Genomic DNA, 16367 nt, shown 5'->3' on the forward strand with positions numbered 1-16367 from the left:
ATGTGCTGGGGAGAAAACGATGAGTCAATTTAAACCTGCTGATATGCTGCGTGCAGGTGGCCGCAAGGCTCGGCGTCATCTGCCTGGCCTGATTAAGAACGGTTTGCTTTTGGGGCTGACCTTTGCCCCAGCCGGTATTGCCGCCGGTGTACTACGTTATGTAACGTGGCGACCCTTGCGCTGGCTGTTAATATGGGGGCTAGAACCCTTATTACAGCGCGCAGTTCGTCAGGCAACGTCTCGTTATCGTCACGGAGCTGAAAAGCCATAACGGCTTCGTGTAAGGAGAGGAATGAAAAGGCTACAAAATGAATTAGCGTCTCTGGTTAACCGCGGTGTCGATCGTCATTTACGTTTGGCGGTGACGGGGTTAAGCCGGAGCGGAAAAACCGCATTTATCACTTCTCTGGTTAATCAACTTTTACATATTCACAGCGGTGCTCGTTTGCCGCTGTTTTCTGCCGTGCGTGAAGAGCGGTTGCTCGGCGCCAAGCGCGTCCCTCAACGGGATCTTGGCGTGGCTCGTTTTACCTATGACGAAGGACTTTCTCAGCTCTACGGTATGCCACCGACGTGGCCAACGCCGACGCGCGGCGTGAGTGAGATCCGTTTGGCGCTGAAATTTCGCAGTAATGATTCGTTACTGCGCCATTTTAAAGATACCTCGACGCTGTATCTGGAGATTGTCGATTACCCCGGCGAATGGCTGCTCGACTTGCCGATGCTGGAGCAAGATTATCTGAGCTGGTCACGTCAGATGAATGGTTTGCTGCAGGGGCAGCGTAAAGAGTGGGCCGCAGAATGGTTAGCACTGTGTGAACAATGCGATCCGCTGGCACCGGCAGATGAAAAACAGTTAGCGGCAATTTCACAGGCCTATACCGACTACCTGCTGCGTTGCAAAGAAGAAGGGCAGCACTTTATTCAGCCGGGGCGTTTTGTGTTACCTGGCGACTTAGCCGGTGCGCCGGCATTGCAGTTTTTCCCTTGGCCACAGGTTGAAAGCATGGGGGAATCTAAACTGGCTCAGGCCGATAAGCATTCCAACATAGGCATGCTGCGCTCGCGCTACAACTATTATTGCAACGAAGTGGTGAAGGGCTTCTACAAAGAGCACTTTGTCCGTTTCGATCGCCAAATTGTGCTGGTGGATTGTTTACAGCCGTTGAATAGCGGACCGCAGGCGTTTAATGAAATGCGTCTGGCGTTAACTCAGCTGATGCAGAGTTTCCACTATGGCAAACGCACGCTGTATCGCCGACTTTTTTCGCCGTGCATCGATCGCTTAATGTTTGCGGCCACCAAAGCTGACCACGTCACTGCCGATCAGCATGCCAATCTGGTCTCTTTGCTCCAACAGCTGGTGCAGGACGCATGGCAAAATGCGGCGTTCGAAGGGATTAGCATGGACTGCGCCGGTATAGCTTCGGTACAGGCGACACAGAGCGGTTTAGTTGAGCATCACGGACAGAAAATCCCTGCATTGAAGGGATATCGTCTTGCCGATGAGAAGCCACTGACCGTATTTCCCGGTGAAGTGCCCGCGCGTTTGCCCAGCAACGAATTCTGGCAGAAGCAGGGTTTCCATTTTGAAGATTTCCGCCCACAAAGTATGAACGTGGACAGCCCATTACCGCATATCCGCATGGACAGCGTGATGGAGTTTTTATTGGGAGATAAGCTGCGATGAGCGAACCGATAAAACCAAGAATTGATTTTGACCAACCGCTGGCGGCCGAGCCGGAAATGGTGCTGAAAGCCAGCCAGCAGTTTGCGCCACAGGACGCTGAAAATTTCTTACCGGCCGAACCAGAAGTATTGACGGAAGAGCAGGATGAAGGGCGCGCAGAAGGCATTATCAATGCGGCGCTTAAACCAAAGCGCAGCCTATGGCGGCGCATGGTGGGGGCTGGTTTAGCCCTGTTTGGCGTGAGCGTTATTGCTCAAGGCGTACAGTGGTTTCATCAGGCGTGGGTTCAGCAGGATTGGATTGCGCTGGGTGGCACCGTTGCCGGTGGTCTGATCGTATTGGCGGGCGTGGGCTCGTTAATCACGGAATGGCGGCGTTTATATCGTTTACGCGAACGAGCGCAAGAGCGTGACGTTGCGCGCGATTTGTTGCATAGCCACGGTATCGGGCAGGGTAAGGCGTTTTGTGAAAAGCTGATGCAGCAGGCAAATTTAGATCAGAGCCATCCGGCAGTACAGCGCTGGCAGGCGTCGCTGCATGAAACACATAACGATCGAGAAGTGGTCGAGCTGTATTGCAAACTGGTACAACCGGTGCTGGACGTTCAGGCTCGGCGTGAAATCAGCCGCTACGCCGCAGAATCAACCCTTATGATCGCTGTGAGCCCGTTGGCGCTGGTGGATATGGCGTTTATCGCATGGCGAAATATCCGCCTGATTAACCGAATTGCAGCGCTGTACGGCATTGAATTAGGTTATTTCAGCCGTATTCGTTTATTCCGCTTGGTGCTGCTCAATATTGCTTTTGCCGGTGCTTCCGAGCTGGTGCGTGAAGTGGGCATGGATTGGATCTCGCAGGATCTGGCCGCACGTCTTTCAGCGCGTGCCGCGCAGGGCATCGGTGCCGGTTTACTGACTGCGCGCTTGGGGATTAAAGCGATGGAGCTGTGTCGTCCGCTGCCGTGGCTAGAAAATGATAAACCGCGCTTGGGGGATTTCCGTAAGGAGCTGATTACTCAGTTGAAGCGCGTTGCGCCGAAGAAAAATACTGATAAACAGTGATATGTTGCGTTAATTTTTAAGCGTTCATGGGCAGAATACAACGGCGGGTAATGTTGTATTCTGCCCAAATGTATTAGCGCTCTATGGGTAATTCGGGATTGGCTCCCCATTCGCTCCATGAACCATCATAAAGCGCCACGCCGTTAACCTGTAACGTGGTCAGCGCCAGAACCACCACCGCGGCGGTGACGCCTGAGCCACAGCTGACGATAATCGGTTGTTCAAACGTCACGCCCGCAGCGACAAAGATCGCTTTCAATTCTTCGTTTGATTTCAATGCCCCGTCTTTGACTAAGTCTCCCCACGGTACGTTATGGCTGCCGGGAATATGACCCTGTCGCAATCCCGCTCGTGGCTCGGCGACTTCACCTCTAAAGCGCGCAGCCGCGCGTGCGTCAACGATTTGAGCGCTGTGAGTTTGCGTTACCAGCAAAACGTCGTTGGCGTTTTTAATCACGTTCGGATCAAGCTGAGCGCTGAAGGAGGCCAGTTTAGGCGTTGGCACGCCGCTTTCAAGCTCGTATCCCTGTGCTTTCCATTGATGAAAACCACCGGCCAAAATGGAAACCTTGTTTGCGCCAAAGGTGCGCAGCATCCACCACGCACGCGGGGCTGAGAACAGGTTTCCTTCATCATATACCACCAGATGTTTTTCCCGATTAACTCCCAACGCTTGCATATCAGCAGAGAATTTTTCAGCTGACGGCATCGTGTGAGGTAATGGGCTGGTGTGATCGGAGAGGGTATCGATATCAAAAAACAGCGCACCGGGAAGATGTGAAGCGATGAATTCGGCATGGATATCGCGCAGATTTTCTTGTCCGGCGAGAGGCATACGCGCGTCGATGAGCTGAATATCATCGTCGTTTAAATGAGCAGAAAGCCAGTCGGCCGTAACGAAAAAGGTGTTTGTCATGGGGGATAACTATCCTTTTATACCTTTCATACTTGAAGCCGCTTTGCGTTGGCTACGCTCGTGAACCCAAATCACTTACTAGGGTAAGCGCTTTGAAATTTACTCACCTGCCGCCTTAAATTAGCTCTAATTATTTTGGGTATAGTTAAATAAAATCTCATTGAAACAATATCTAAGCTGTTATTTATACCTCAAATGCCACAAGGTGGTAATCTTTTCCATCGAAGCGGAAGCGTGAAACATCGCTCATGCCAAGTCCTTGAATGTGGGCAACCAGCGAATGCGGATTATCGTCGGCAATAAAGGCTAAGCCCGCGTCGTATTTTCCATGCATATGTGCTTTTACTGCGGTAAAAAGCTGGGAAAGCACGCCAGCGCCGCGAAACCGGCGTGAGATGCATACGGGGCCATACAGAAAAGGAGTGAGTTCGGTCATCGGACGCTGATTGAGCGAATGGGTTTCGGCCTGTTCGAGCAACGCATCAATGACGGGAGGATGAGGTTTGGCGCAGGTCGCGGTCATACAGACGAATCCAGCGACGGTTTTGCCTTCAACGGCAACTAAAATGCCCAGTTTGCTGTTGATGGCTTCAAGCTGCGCTCGGCTCATTTGTGAAACGATATATCCCTGTTGGAGGTTTTCAGCAACCAGATTTTCAGGTGTGTTCAGTCGCTGAATTTCTAAAATGCTATCATAGTCTGTAGGGACGGCCTGTCGGATGATCATATGCTGCACTTCCCCTATTTATATCTAAAATGTGTGATGAATAGGTGATAAGATTCTGCTGTCTAGATATGATGATATTTACATGATGCCTACCTCGAAGACAATTATATAGCCTGTTGTAACAATTGTTGAGGTGTCATTGCGCTAGTTTATAGTTAGCTAAGTTGTAAATCAGAAATGACTGGCTGGATAACAATAGAAAGATCTGTCAACTTATACTGACAGTTACTGTTTCAGTTGTCGTACAATCGCAATGATAGTGAGCGTGATGTAGGGCAATTGGTTTTCTCTCGTGTATCTACACGTATGTTTTACACACCGTAATATGCAGATTAAGGTCAAAACTGATGCGCCTGGAAGTTTTTTGTGAAGACCGAATCGGCTTAACCCGAGAACTGCTGGATCTGCTAGCAGCGCGTAATATTGATTTGCGCGGGATTGAGATCGATACCATCGGTCGTATCTATTTGAATTTTAATGAACTTGACTTCGAAGTCTTCCGTCAGTTGATGGCAGAGATCCGCCGCATCAGCGGCGTCACCGACGTACGTACCGTGCCATACATGCCGTCAGAGCGTGAACACCGTGCGATGTGGGCGTTGCTAGAATCTCTGCCAGAGCCAGTTTTCTCTATTGATATGAAAGGGAAGGTTGAGCTGGCTAACCAGGCGGCGTTAATGCTGTTTGGTACTACCGAAGACAAAATCTGTAATCAAACCGCAGGTGGACTGATTGGCGGCTATAACTTTTTACGCTGGCTGGAGAACGAAACCGTTGCTCCGCATGCCGAAAAAGTGGTTATTCGCGGGCAGGACTATCTGATGGACATCACACCAATCTATCTGGGTGAAGAGCAGGGCGAAATGTCTGCACCAGTAGGGGCGGTTGTGGTGTTGAAATCGGCGGTTCGCATTGGGCGTCAGCTGCAAAACCTCACGGTAAATGACGATAGCGAATTCGAGCACATTATTGGTGTTAGCCCGAAAATGCGTCAGGTACTCGAGCAGGCACGCAAACTCGCCATGCTAGACGCACCTTTGCTGATTGTGGGCGATACCGGTACTGGTAAAGATGTGCTGGCTCGCGCCTGTCATCTGCGTAGCCCACGCGGCAAACAGCCTTTCTTGGCATTGAACTGTGCCGCACTGCCGGACGACGTTGCTGAAAGTGAACTGTTTGGCCACGCAGCGGGTGCTTATCCGAATGCGCTGGAAGGCAAAAAAGGCTTCTTTGAACAAGCCAACGGTGGTTCGGTGTTGCTGGATGAAATCGGTGAGATGTCACCGCGCATGCAAACCAAGCTGCTACGTTTCCTCAACGACGGAACGTTCCGCCGTGTGGGTGAAGAACATGAAGTGAGCGTAGACGTTCGTGTTATCTGTGCGACGCAGAAAAACCTGATCGATCTGGTGCAGCGTGGATTGTTCCGTGAAGATCTTTACTATCGCCTTAACGTCTTGACGCTAAATCTGCCGCCGCTGCGTGAACGCACGCAGGACATCATGCCGTTGACCGAGCTGTTTGTCTCACGCTTTGCCGATGAGCAAGGGATGCCAAGACCGCGTTTGGCGCCTGAGTTGAATGCGTTCCTCAGCCAGTACGGCTGGCCGGGCAACGTTCGTCAGTTAAAGAATGCGATCTACCGCGCGTTAACTCAGCTTGAGGGCTATGAATTGCGTCCACAGGACGTTGTTCTGCCGGAGTTTGAAGCTGAAATGGCGCTAGGTGATGAAGTACTGGATGGTTCGCTGGATGATATTTGCAAACGCTTCGAACGTTCAGTGCTGACCCGTCTGTACCGTAACTATCCAAGCACGCGTAAGTTGGCAAAACGCTTGGGCGTATCGCATACCGCGATTGCTAATAAACTTCGTGAGTATGGACTTAGCAGTCGGCGTCACGTGGAAACTCACCCAGACGCAGAAGAGAACTAAAAAAACGCGGTGCTGAATTCAGCACCGCGTTTTTGTTTCTATCGTGACTACACTGAATGTCGTAACAGAATTACTTCAGAGAAGCTAATGCCGCATCGTAGTTTGGTTCTTCGGTAATTTCGTTCACCAGCTGGCTATAGACCACGTTGTCGTTGCCGTCTAAAACCACCACGGCACGTGCGGTTAGACCGGCCAATGGACCATCGGTAATGGCTACGCCGTAATCGTGTTTGAAATCGCCGCCACGCAGGGTAGACAGCGTGATGACGTTGTTCAGACCTTCAGCGCCGCAGAAGCGAGACTGAGCGAAAGGAAGGTCAGCCGAAATGCACAGCACAACGGCGTTATCAGTCTGGCTTGCCAGCTGGTTGAATTTTCGCACTGATGCTGCGCAAACGCCGGTATCAATGCTTGGGAAGATATTCAGGATTTTGCGTTTACCAGCCAGACTTGCCAGATCAACATCGGAAAGGTCTTTAGCTACCAGTTTGAAAGGTTTGGCTTTTTCGCCAGCCTGAGGGATTTTACCGGCTACGTGTACTGGGTTGCCTTGAAAATGAACTGTCTGCGTCATTATGGTATTTCCTATTACAGTTAGTTAACACGAACTAGAGTTTACGCTAACACGGTAGCCTTGAATATACGAACAATTTTAAATATCTACGTATACCCTTCATACTTCATGCTGCATTTTTGTTAGCTGCATTCGCACACCCGAATCACTTACATAAGTAAGCTCATCGGGATGCGCTCACTTGCTGCCTCAATGCAACATGAATTATTTTGGGTATAACATTATGATGATATTGGCTAATACTTCAGCTATCTGCATCCTGCCTTTTATTAGCGCTAAGGAATAAGCATGAAAACAATGCGTTTTTATTCAGAAATCTGGCCTTTGCATACGCCTTTTGTGATTGCCCGGGGCAGCCGCACAGAAGCTTACGTTGTCGTAGTAGAAATTGAACAGGATGGCGTGGTTGGTATCGGTGAATGTACGCCCTATGCGCGCTATGACGAAAGTGTGGACTCTGTGTTGGCACAGCTTGCGTCGGTGAAATCTGCCATTGAGAACGGCCTTGATCGCCGTGAGTTATTGGCGCGATTACCCGCAGGCGCGGCGCGTAATGCGGTTGACTGTGCGCTATGGGATCTGGTCTGTAAGCAGACCAACACCACGTTGTGGGAGCAATGCAACGTGCCACAGCCAGAACACATTGTGATGGCGCAGACCGTGTCGATTGGATCGCCGGAACAGATGGCCTCCACCGCGCTTTCTTTGTTTCAGAAAGGGGCGACGCTGCTGAAAATTAAGCTCGACGATCATCTTATTACTGAACGATTGATGGCGATCCGTGCCGCTGTACCCGAAATGACGTTAATCGTTGATGCCAATGAATCTTGGCAGGCTGAAGGACTTGCGGCACGTTGTCAGTTGTTAGCCGACGTGGGTGTGGTGATGCTGGAGCAGCCTTTACCCGCGAATCAAGATGAGGCGCTGGCTCATTTCATTCATCCTTTACCGATTTGCGCAGATGAAAGCTGCCATACCCGCGATGACTTTGCCGCGCTAAAAGGCCGCTATGACATGATAAACATCAAACTGGATAAAACCGGTGGTCTGACGGAGGCGTTAGCGCTGCGTTCATTAGCGCAGAAAGAGGGCATGGCGGTTATGCTGGGCTGCATGATTTGCACCTCTCGCGCCATTCGTGCGGCTTTACCGTTAGCGCCAGCGGCTAAGTTCGTGGATTTCGATGGTCCGACGTGGCTGGCGCAGGATGCGAGTCCTGCGCTGAATTTTAGCTGTGGTGGTATTCAGCTTAAAGTACCGGCGTAAAACACGGGTTATAAATCGTAGTCGATCAGCGCCAGCAGTGCTGGAAGGTATTTTTCGCTGGCGAGATCGGCAGAAATTGCCGGTAGTTCAAGCGTAATGCAGGGAAGGCTGAGGTCGGCACACCAACTGCCAAATGAGCCCGGTGTTTCATATCCTACGTTGCTCACTAAAGGCAGTTCAAAATCGGCGGAAAGTTGCTGCCCGAGCAGCGTTTGGTGCGGATCTTCCACACAGGCCAGAGGCTCATGCAATGAAACGACCCACGCCGGTTTCAAACGGTGGATCAACTGGCAGAGCGCTTGCGTTTCGGGTTCTGAGCCTGCGGCGTCGCCGGTAGATAGCCTAACATCTCTTTCGCTGCTGGCGCTGTTCCAGCGATACACGCTATGGCCGGGCAGCCAGTTAGCCGCAGGAAAATTACGATTGAGATCCACGCCAGCAGAATTTGCTCGCAATCCTAGCTGACAGCCATCGGGATTGACCGCCAAAATGACATGGTGGCGTTGCTGCATCGGCTGGAGACTGCGCAACGCGCAGGATAAGGCGATGACTGCGGTGGTTTCGTCACCGTGGGTGCCAGCAATAATCAGTCCCGTATCACGATCGGGTTGAACGGCGGGAAAGTAAAGCAGCGGTGCGCCGAGCAACGAATGTCCATAGGTGACCGCCGTCGCGCTAATTTGGCCGCGATCGGCGCGAGGGCGGATCTGTTTTACACCATTTCCCATGCAACAGGTTTCCCGTAATAGTAGAATAACGCCGTCATACTTGAAGCTGCATCCGTGCTCGCTTTCTGCTTGGATGCAACTCCAATTATTTGGGTCTAAGTCTGAATAATTTCCGTCTGTTAACCTTCTTATTAAGGCACACTTTTTGACCTCAGAAAACGTTCGCAACGACAAAAATAAACGAGCGGGGGGAATAACGGTGTCTGGGATTAGGGAATGCTGCCGGCCGTGCCAATGATTTTGGATATATAGGGTTCTATTTATGCATCTTTTTCGTATTACTGCATTATCCGCATTGATTGCTTCGGGGTTCGTTTCTGCGCAGGCCGCGCAGGTTCCTGCGGGAACCGTTTTGGCTGAAAAACAAGAGATTGTTCGTCATATTAAAGATGAACCGGCTTCGCTAGATCCGGCAAAGGTGGTGGGATTACCCGAGGCGCAGGTGGCGCGAGATCTGTTTGAAGGGTTGGTTAATCAGGGCGCAGACGGCAAGCCAACGCCCGGCGTGGCTCAGAGCTGGCAAACGACCGATAACAAACGCTATGTGTTTAAGCTACGTGAGAACGCTAAGTGGTCGAACGGTGATCCGGTCACGGCCTATGATTTCGTCTATAGCTGGCAGCGTTTAGTGAATCCTAAAACGCTGTCGCCGTTTGCTTGGTTTGCGCAAATGGCGGGTATCGCCAATGCCGAAGGTATTATTAACGGCCAAGTGCCGGTACAAAAATTAGGTGTCGCTGCGCCGGATTCACACACGCTGGTGGTTCAGCTGAATAAGCCCGTACCGTTTTTTGTAAACCTTCTCGCTAATTTTAGCCTGTTCCCCGTACCGCAAAAAACCATCGAAAGATACGGTAACGATTGGACTAAGCCAGAGAATTTGGTGGGTAACGGCGCATACGCCATGCAGGAGCGAGTGGTTAACGAAAAAATAGTGTTAAAACCTAATCCGTATTATTGGGATCATAAAAATACCGTCTTAACTAAAGTAACGTTTATTCCGATTAATCAAGAATCTGCTGCAACCAAGCGCTATCTGGCAGGGGATATTGATATCACGGAGTCCTTCCCTAAAAACATGTACCACAAATTAATGAAGGATATCCCCGAGCAGGTTTATACGCCAGACCAGCTAGGCACCTATTACTACGCCTTTAATACGCAAAAAGCGCCGCTCAATGACGCTCGCGTGCGTAGAGCACTCTCGTACGCCATCGACAGACAGATCATTGCCGAGAAAGTATTAGGTACCGGCGAGAAGCCTGCCTATCACTTAACGCCAGATGTAACCGCAGGATTTGAGCCTGTCCCGCTGGCTATTCAGAAAATGACGCAGGCTGAACGCAACAAACAAGCGAAAGCATGGCTGAAAGCAGCAGGCTATGGGCCGAATAAGCCGCTGAAACTCACCTTGTTGTACAACACCTCAGAGAACCACCAGAAAATTGCGATTGCGGTGGCTTCAATGTGGAAAAAATCGCTGGGTGCGCAGGTGAAACTGACTAATCAGGAGTGGAAAACCTATATCGATAGCCGCAACACCGGCAAATTTGATGTGGTTCGCGCGTCTTGGGTAGGAGACTACAATGAAGCATCGACGTTCTTGACGCTGTTGACGTCGACCCATAGTGGCAATATCGCTAAATTTAATAGTCCGGGATACGACAAACTGCTAAAACAGGCCAGCGAGGAGACCGACGCAGGTAAACGTAATGCCGATTACGCGCAGGCCGAGCAAATTTTGGCCGACCAAGCACCGATTGCACCTATCTATCAATATACCAATGGCCGCTTAATTAAGCCTTGGGTGAAGGGCTATCCGATTACTAACCCTGAAGATGTCGCCTATAGCCAGACGATGTACATCATTAAGCACTAGGTTGGTTGGGAGCAGGCGGAACGGCCTGCTCTTTCTTCTGTTGTTGTTGTTTGATGAGCGTATAAGCAACGTAATATTTGAAAATATTACTCACGTACTGCACCGTTTCATTGCCTATTTTTAATTGCGCCACGCGCTCCACGTTATTAAACCAACGGTTAGGATCAAGCCCCATCAGCTTGGCTTGTTTTCTCAGTTTTTCTATTTTCGCAGGGCCTGCATTGTAGGCCGCAAAGGTGAAGAGCATTTTATTGAGCTCATCCATCGGCTGATCGGCAAAATAGCGATCTTGCATAAAACGAATATATTTAATGCCCGCATTCACATTGGGTTCTGCCTGCGAAATATCCCCGACTTTAAGATCTTTTCCCGTGCTGGGGAGTATCTGCATGATGCCAATTGCGCCGCTATGGCTACGTTTGCGTTGATCGAGCTGTGACTCTTGATAACCCTGTGACACCATCAGTAGCCAGTCTACGCTGTATTCCTGCCCGTACTTTTGGAAAATAGTCGTGAGCTGGTTGAATTTGGCGATCTCTTTTTCTGATGTGGCACTTTTTACCCACCTAACGCTGCGCAAATATTTATAAACCTGCTGGTTGCCAAACGATGTGCCTAATTTATGCGCTTTACAAAATGGATTAAGAACGGCCAGCAACTGGGGGGAATTTTTACGAACGGCTAAGGCAATATTGCCATCGGTTCGTAATGCGAATTGATCGTAGGTTACTAGATTGGGATAGATCTTCTGCCAGAGCAAAGCGAGATAGCGGTCGACCACGGTATAGCCAGCCAGATTTGCATTCACCATTTCTAAAATATCTTCAGGCTCTAGATTGCCCGGTGCATTAATGACTTCAACCGGAGCCAGCTTGTTGCTGATTAAATGTTGATTAAGCTGCGCAATACTTTGCACATAGCTGGTGGACGGATTGATAAAGACGCTTTTTCCCGCTAAATCATCTCGCGTTGTGAGTGCCGGTTGAAGTTTATTGGCCACAATCACTTCATGCACGCCGCTGGCTAGCGGGATGGTGAAATCAACCTGCTGTTGGCGCTCTGGTGTAATGGTGAGGTTTGCGGCAATCAGATCGCCTTTTCCTGCCAATAAATCAGGAATCAGCCTATCACGCGAGGTAGGGATGATAACGACATGGATCTTTTTGTCGGGTTTGATGCCGTTATTTAGCGTTTTATCAAACTGTTGCATCAGCTCAACCATCAGCCCACGTGGCGTGCCTTGGTTATCCAGAAAATAGAAGGTTTTGCTGTAGGGGATCAAAACGCGAATGACCCTGCGCTGTTGCATGGCATCGAAATCACCATAGACAGAGTTAATGGTGGTAGGAAGCGACAGAGGTTTACTCGGCGCTGCGTGGCTCGCAGTGCCAATGAAGAAGAAAGTAATGAGTAAAAATAGGCAGCGCACCATATTTCCACCTGAATATTTCCACCTGAATATTTCCACCCGGTTGGGGACGAGAAAGAAGGATGGGCGAGAAGTCGCGTAATTTGGTTAATTATAGTTGCTGGGAAATGGGGTGCGGTTTTTTTGTGCAGTTTGCATCACTAGCGTGTGCCGAAGAACAGATCAATCTGATTCACGAAGGTTAATTTTTTGTGCATATTAGCAGCGAAACCGTTAACAACCTGAAATGTATAGCAAAAATATTTTAGTAAAGCATTGATTTTCTGGCATTTAAATTGCCTTTTCCTCTCTGGCTGTTAGTATAACTGGTGTTTATAAAACGGGCAGTTCTACAGCCTTGTACAATTAATTAATTATCTTTCGGCCTGAAGGATAACTGATAAGACTGGGAATCAAGCATGAAGCGTGCACTACCTCTTGTAACTATGTTGCTTTCGGTATGGATGGCAGGGACGTCTGTCGCCAATGCAACCGAATATCCTTTGCCGCCGCCAGACAGCCGTTTGATTGGCGAAAACACCACCTTTACCGTACAGAATAATGGCAAACCGCTAGAGGATGTTGCCGCGCGCTTCCAAATCGGGTTGCTAGGAATGTTGGAAGCTAACCCTGGCGTAGATCCTTACTTGCCGAAACCGGGTACGGTGCTGACGATTCCGACTCAGATGCTGCTACCGGATGCCCCACGTGAGGGGATCGTCATCAACTTGGCTGAAATGCGTTTGTTCTACTACCCGAAAGGACAGAGCAAAGTGGTGGTTTATCCGATTGGCATTGGTCAACTGGGGCGAAATACGCCAGAAATGGTGACCAGCGTTTCTCAGCCGATTGCTAACCCAACGTGGACGCCAACGGCGAATATCCGCAAGCATTACAAAGCCGAGGGCATCACGCTGCCAGCGGTGGTCCCTGCGGGCCCAGAGAACCCTATGGGGCTGTTCGCTCTGCGTTTATCCGCACAGGGCGGGGTTTATCTGATTCACGGAACTAATGCTAATTTCGGTATTGGAATGCGCGTTAGCTCTGGCTGTATCCGTCTGCGTCCTGACGACATAGAAGCATTATTTAAAACCGTTCCGAAAGGAACTCGCGTGCAGATCGTGAATGCGCCAGTGAAAGTGTCGGTTGAGCCTGATGGCAAGCGCTATGTAGAAGTGCACCAGCCGCTATCGCGCACCGAGAAAGACGATCCACAAACGATGCATATTGCGCTAAAACCAGCAGCGCAGAAGTTTGCAGACAGCCAGCTAACCGATCGTTTGGTGTTTGACGATGCGGTGAAGCGCCGTTCAGGTATGCCGGTGATTGTGAACCATGGTCAGGAAGTGAAATCAGAGCCTGAAACGAGCGTAGTGAAGATTACACAAGCTAAGGCGACTTCGACTAGCGCAACAGAGTAAAAACTCTCAGCGAGCGTTGAGCGCAGTCTCACGTTATTTAAAAGGGATGCCGCAAGGTGTCCTTTTTTTATTGCTGCGATGTAAGAATGTTCTGGACCGATCTTAAAAAAGCGGGCTAAAGGCAAGTTGGCGAAGGGAAGGGCGGGAAAGGGCAGAATTGAGAGATAAAAAAAGGCGCACCGAAGTGCGCCTTTATTACATGACTCAAGAAATATTATTTCTTGTATTTAGTAGCCATGTTGTCCAGACGCTGGTTAGCGCGTGCTGCGTCGTCTTTAGCAGTCTGAACGTCAGCGCGCATTGCGTTAACGTCGTTGCTCAGCTGATCAACTTTGGTGTTCAGAGTCTGAACATCAGTAGACAGTTGGTCGATTTTAGCATTGCTTGAACAACCAGCCAGCATAGTAGAAGCCAGGATTACTGCGCCCAGTACCAGTTTAGTACGATTCATTATAAAACCCTCTAGATTGAGTTAATCTCCATGTAGCGTTACAAGTATTACACAAACTATTTTCTAAAGAGAATAAATTTTTCGTACTAAATCGCTTTATTTTGATCGTTCGCTCAAAGAAACGCCTTCTTTTGCCAAAAGGTTAAAAAAAGGAGAGAAAACAGGTCATTTCTATTGGATTCATCTTATTTGATTTGAAAATTAATTATATTAATAATACGAATTCAAGAGGAAAAAATGCTGTACAAATGTAAAAAAAAAGCGCCGGAAACCGGCGCTTGATATATTGAGAATAAATGCTATTACAGAACGTGCACAGAAGCGGTGTTAGTTGTGCCGCTAGAAACCAGTGCGCCAGAAACCATAACCACGATATCGCCTTTCTGAGCCAGACCACTTTCAACCGCAACTTCTTTACCAATACGGTAGAAATCGTCAGTAGAAGCGATCTCTTTAACCAGCATAGGAACCACGCCTTTGCTCAGGATCAGCTGGCGTGCGGTGACTGGGTTAGTGGTCAGAGCCAAGATCATGGCATCTGGGAAGTATTTACGAACGGCTTTAGCAGATTTACCGCCGGCAGTCGCAACTACGATCAGTGGAGCGTCCAGTTTTTCAGCAGTTTCTACTGCGCCACGGCAAACGGCTTCGGTGATGCGCAGTTTACGGCTGTCGTGCAGAGTATCAATACGGCTCTGCATCACGCGGTCAGTACGCTCACAGATAGTCGCCATGATGCTAACAGCTTCAAGAGGGTATTTACCCTTAGCACTTTCACCAGACAGCATAACTGCGTCAGTACCGTCCAGAATGGCGTTAGCCACGTCGCCTGCTTCTGCGCGGGTTGGACGTGGGTTTTTGATCATGGAATCGAGCATCTGAGTTGCAGTGATAACAACTTTACGTGCACGGTTACATTTTTCGATCATCATTTTCTGAGCGAAAATAACTTCTTCAACTGGGATTTCAACGCCCAAGTCACCACGAGCAACCATGATGCCGTCAGAAGCTTCCAGGATTTCGTCGAAGTTGTTCAGACCTTCTTGGTTTTCGATCTTAGAGATGATCTGAATGTTTTCGCCTCCGTGGGCTTTCAGGTGCTCACGGATCTCCATCACGTCAGAACGCTTACGGATGAATGAAGCTGCAACGAAATCAACGCCTTGTTCGCAACCGAATACCAGGTCACGCTTGTCTTTTTCAGCCAGCGCTGGCAGTTGGATAGAAACGCCTGGCAGGTTAACGCCTTTGTTTTCGCCCAGATCGCCCGCGTTCAGAACCTTACATACCACTTCAGTTTCTGAAACTTCGATGACTTCCATACCGATCAAGCCATCGTCAACCAGAACGGTGTTGCCGATTTTCAGGTCAGCAGCGAAGCCAGGGTAGGTAACAGCAACACGGCTGGTGTTGCCGATAACGCTCTGGTCGGTGGTGAAAGTGAAAGTCTGACCAGCTGTCAGCGCAGCGTCTTTGCCGCCTTCCAGTTTCATAGTACGGATTTCTGGACCTTTAGTGTCCAGCAGGATCGCGGCTTTCTTACCGGTTTTTTCCATAACAGCGCGAATGTTTTTGATGCGCTGTCCGTGTTCTTCATAATCACCGTGGGAGAAGTTAAGACGCATAACGTTCATGCCTGCGGTCAGCATGTTGTTCAGCATTTCTTCGGATTCGGTCTTAGGACCGATGGTGCATACAATTTTGGTCTTTTTCATGAAGTTTAATTTCTGCAAGTTGTGATGGATTGAAAAAACAGAGTGCTCAAGGCATTGCCGTGAGCAAGAGATGAAGCCGATAAAACGATGTTGCTTAAAAGGTTAACGTTGCCTAAAAGTGTGAACGTCGGTAATCGGGATGTTGAAACACTACTAAGAATAGATGACAGCTGAGGGATGGATGCGGAAAAGTGTTCTCCGCGTTTAAGAATTGATAAGCGCGAAAGCATATATGAGTTGTAGTTTGCGTAGCGACAGATCAAGGGCTGAAACCATTCAATTGAAATGACGTTTCGTATTATACGGTCTTAGTATCGGAAATGACAACGAATTTGCCTAAATCAACACGTGATTAGTTAAAAAAACGACGATTGCTGCGCATATGTAACAAATCCATTGCGTTTGTTGCGCAACAAATGAAAAGAACGTGATGGCGATATTTCTGTCAGCAATGCATTGATGAAATGGGTAATAAAGAATTATTCGAAAGTCTAAAATAGCTAGGGTTGGGAAAGTTTTGGGAAGAAGGGAATATCAAAATTGAATGGTGCGTCCGAGTGAACTCGAATCACCGACCCCCACCATGTCAAGGTGGTG

The 16367-nt window shown here is 49.2% G+C and carries 14 protein-coding genes; 7 read left to right on the top strand and 7 right to left on the bottom strand.

The annotated features are described in order from the left end of the window. Positions 1 to 19 precede the first annotated feature (19 nt). The 3 genes from RSC70_RS02540 to RSC70_RS02550 are packed head-to-tail and all read left to right on the top strand — an operon-like array spanning position 20 to position 2751. Positions 20 to 271, top strand: coding sequence for a phage shock protein PspD (locus tag RSC70_RS02540; protein WP_040045045.1), 252 nt, complete (start codon positions 20 to 22; stop codon positions 269 to 271). A 21-nt stretch (positions 272 to 292) separates the two neighbouring features. Next, positions 293 to 1690: a YcjX family protein gene (locus RSC70_RS02545; RefSeq protein WP_040045044.1), complete on the top strand. Its 1398-nt coding sequence runs from the start codon at positions 293 to 295 to the stop codon at positions 1688 to 1690. Then, on the top strand, positions 1687 to 2751 hold the full coding sequence (locus tag RSC70_RS02550) for a YcjF family protein (protein ID WP_040045043.1): 1065 nt from the start codon (positions 1687 to 1689) through the stop codon (positions 2749 to 2751). Before RSC70_RS02545 ends, RSC70_RS02550 begins: the two co-directional genes overlap by 4 nt. A 73-nt stretch (positions 2752 to 2824) precedes the next feature. On the opposite strand, the gene sseA is transcribed toward RSC70_RS02550, so the two are convergent. Beyond that, on the bottom strand, positions 2825 to 3667 hold the full coding sequence (gene sseA / locus RSC70_RS02555) for a 3-mercaptopyruvate sulfurtransferase (protein ID WP_332541548.1): 843 nt from the start codon (positions 3665 to 3667) through the stop codon (positions 2825 to 2827). Between the two features lie 184 nt (positions 3668 to 3851). Then, positions 3852 to 4394, bottom strand: coding sequence for a GNAT family N-acetyltransferase (locus RSC70_RS02560; RefSeq protein WP_332541549.1), 543 nt, complete (start codon positions 4392 to 4394; stop codon positions 3852 to 3854). 347 nt (positions 4395 to 4741) lie between these two features. Here RSC70_RS02560 and tyrR point away from each other — a divergent pair, with 347 nt between their 5' ends. Beyond that, positions 4742 to 6328, top strand: a complete 1587-nt coding sequence (tyrR, locus tag RSC70_RS02565; RefSeq protein ID WP_040045040.1) for a transcriptional regulator TyrR — start codon at positions 4742 to 4744, stop codon at positions 6326 to 6328. Between the two features lie 70 nt (positions 6329 to 6398). Here tyrR and tpx read toward each other — a convergent pair whose 3' ends face one another. Further along, positions 6399 to 6902, bottom strand: coding sequence for a thiol peroxidase (gene tpx, locus RSC70_RS02570; protein WP_040045039.1), 504 nt, complete (start codon positions 6900 to 6902; stop codon positions 6399 to 6401). Between the two features lie 288 nt (positions 6903 to 7190). Between tpx and ycjG the strand changes: the two genes are divergently transcribed. Further along, positions 7191 to 8168 (top strand): L-Ala-D/L-Glu epimerase, encoded by a 978-nt coding sequence (ycjG, locus tag RSC70_RS02575; RefSeq protein WP_304183492.1) that lies wholly within the window; start codon positions 7191 to 7193, stop codon positions 8166 to 8168. Positions 8169 to 8176: 8 nt separating this feature from the next. Here the strand turns inward: ycjG and mpaA are convergent, their stop codons facing one another. Then, the gene (mpaA, locus tag RSC70_RS02580) at positions 8177 to 8896 is read right to left on the bottom strand and encodes a murein tripeptide amidase MpaA (RefSeq protein WP_040045037.1); all 720 of its coding nucleotides are present in this window, start codon (positions 8894 to 8896) and stop codon (positions 8177 to 8179) included. Positions 8897 to 9158: 262 nt separating this feature from the next. On the opposite strand from mpaA, the gene RSC70_RS02585 reads away from it, so the two are divergent. Beyond that, positions 9159 to 10775: a peptide ABC transporter substrate-binding protein gene (locus RSC70_RS02585; RefSeq protein ID WP_282814304.1), complete on the top strand. Its 1617-nt coding sequence runs from the start codon at positions 9159 to 9161 to the stop codon at positions 10773 to 10775. Here the strand turns inward: RSC70_RS02585 and RSC70_RS02590 are convergent. Then, complete coding sequence (locus RSC70_RS02590) at positions 10765 to 12207, bottom strand: transporter substrate-binding domain-containing protein (RefSeq protein WP_332541550.1); 1443 nt, start codon at positions 12205 to 12207, stop codon at positions 10765 to 10767. The genes RSC70_RS02585 and RSC70_RS02590 overlap by 11 nt on opposite strands. Positions 12208 to 12602: 395 nt before the next feature. Between RSC70_RS02590 and RSC70_RS02595 the strand changes: the two genes are divergently transcribed. Then, the gene (locus tag RSC70_RS02595; protein WP_130998525.1) at positions 12603 to 13604 is read left to right on the top strand and encodes a L,D-transpeptidase family protein; all 1002 of its coding nucleotides are present in this window, start codon (positions 12603 to 12605) and stop codon (positions 13602 to 13604) included. Between the two features lie 214 nt (positions 13605 to 13818). On the opposite strand, the gene RSC70_RS02600 is transcribed toward RSC70_RS02595, so the two are convergent. Next, positions 13819 to 14055 (bottom strand): major outer membrane lipoprotein, encoded by a 237-nt coding sequence (locus RSC70_RS02600; RefSeq protein WP_025801233.1) that lies wholly within the window; start codon positions 14053 to 14055, stop codon positions 13819 to 13821. A gap of 302 nt (positions 14056 to 14357) precedes the next feature. Beyond that, a complete protein-coding gene (gene pykF / locus RSC70_RS02605; protein ID WP_025801234.1) occupies positions 14358 to 15770 on the bottom strand; it encodes a pyruvate kinase PykF in 1413 nt (470 codons plus the stop codon). Positions 15771 to 16367 lie beyond the last annotated feature (597 nt).

The organism is Hafnia sp., from assembly GCF_036648275.1.
Classification (GTDB): Bacteria; Pseudomonadota; Gammaproteobacteria; order Enterobacterales; family Enterobacteriaceae; genus Hafnia; species Hafnia alvei.

Excerpts from the sequence above, each read along its gene's own strand:
- RSC70_RS02560 (WP_332541549.1), bottom strand. The coding sequence starts at position 4,394 with ATGATCATCCGACAGGCCGTCCCTACAGACTATGATAGCATTTTAGAA.
- RSC70_RS02585 (WP_282814304.1), top strand. The coding sequence starts at position 9,159 with ATGCATCTTTTTCGTATTACTGCATTATCCGCATTGATTGCTTCGGGG.
- mpaA (WP_040045037.1), bottom strand. The coding sequence starts at position 8,896 with ATGGGAAATGGTGTAAAACAGATCCGCCCTCGCGCCGATCGCGGCCAA.
- ycjG (WP_304183492.1), top strand. The coding sequence starts at position 7,191 with ATGAAAACAATGCGTTTTTATTCAGAAATCTGGCCTTTGCATACGCCT.
- tyrR (WP_040045040.1), top strand. The coding sequence starts at position 4,742 with ATGCGCCTGGAAGTTTTTTGTGAAGACCGAATCGGCTTAACCCGAGAA.
- pykF (WP_025801234.1), bottom strand. The coding sequence starts at position 15,770 with ATGAAAAAGACCAAAATTGTATGCACCATCGGTCCTAAGACCGAATCC.
- sseA (WP_332541548.1), bottom strand. The coding sequence starts at position 3,667 with ATGACAAACACCTTTTTCGTTACGGCCGACTGGCTTTCTGCTCATTTA.
- RSC70_RS02540 (WP_040045045.1), top strand. The coding sequence starts at position 20 with ATGAGTCAATTTAAACCTGCTGATATGCTGCGTGCAGGTGGCCGCAAG.
- RSC70_RS02550 (WP_040045043.1), top strand. The coding sequence starts at position 1,687 with ATGAGCGAACCGATAAAACCAAGAATTGATTTTGACCAACCGCTGGCG.
- RSC70_RS02590 (WP_332541550.1), bottom strand. The coding sequence starts at position 12,207 with ATGGTGCGCTGCCTATTTTTACTCATTACTTTCTTCTTCATTGGCACT.
- RSC70_RS02595 (WP_130998525.1), top strand. The coding sequence starts at position 12,603 with ATGAAGCGTGCACTACCTCTTGTAACTATGTTGCTTTCGGTATGGATG.
- tpx (WP_040045039.1), bottom strand. The coding sequence starts at position 6,902 with ATGACGCAGACAGTTCATTTTCAAGGCAACCCAGTACACGTAGCCGGT.
- RSC70_RS02600 (WP_025801233.1), bottom strand. The coding sequence starts at position 14,055 with ATGAATCGTACTAAACTGGTACTGGGCGCAGTAATCCTGGCTTCTACT.
- RSC70_RS02545 (WP_040045044.1), top strand. The coding sequence starts at position 293 with ATGAAAAGGCTACAAAATGAATTAGCGTCTCTGGTTAACCGCGGTGTC.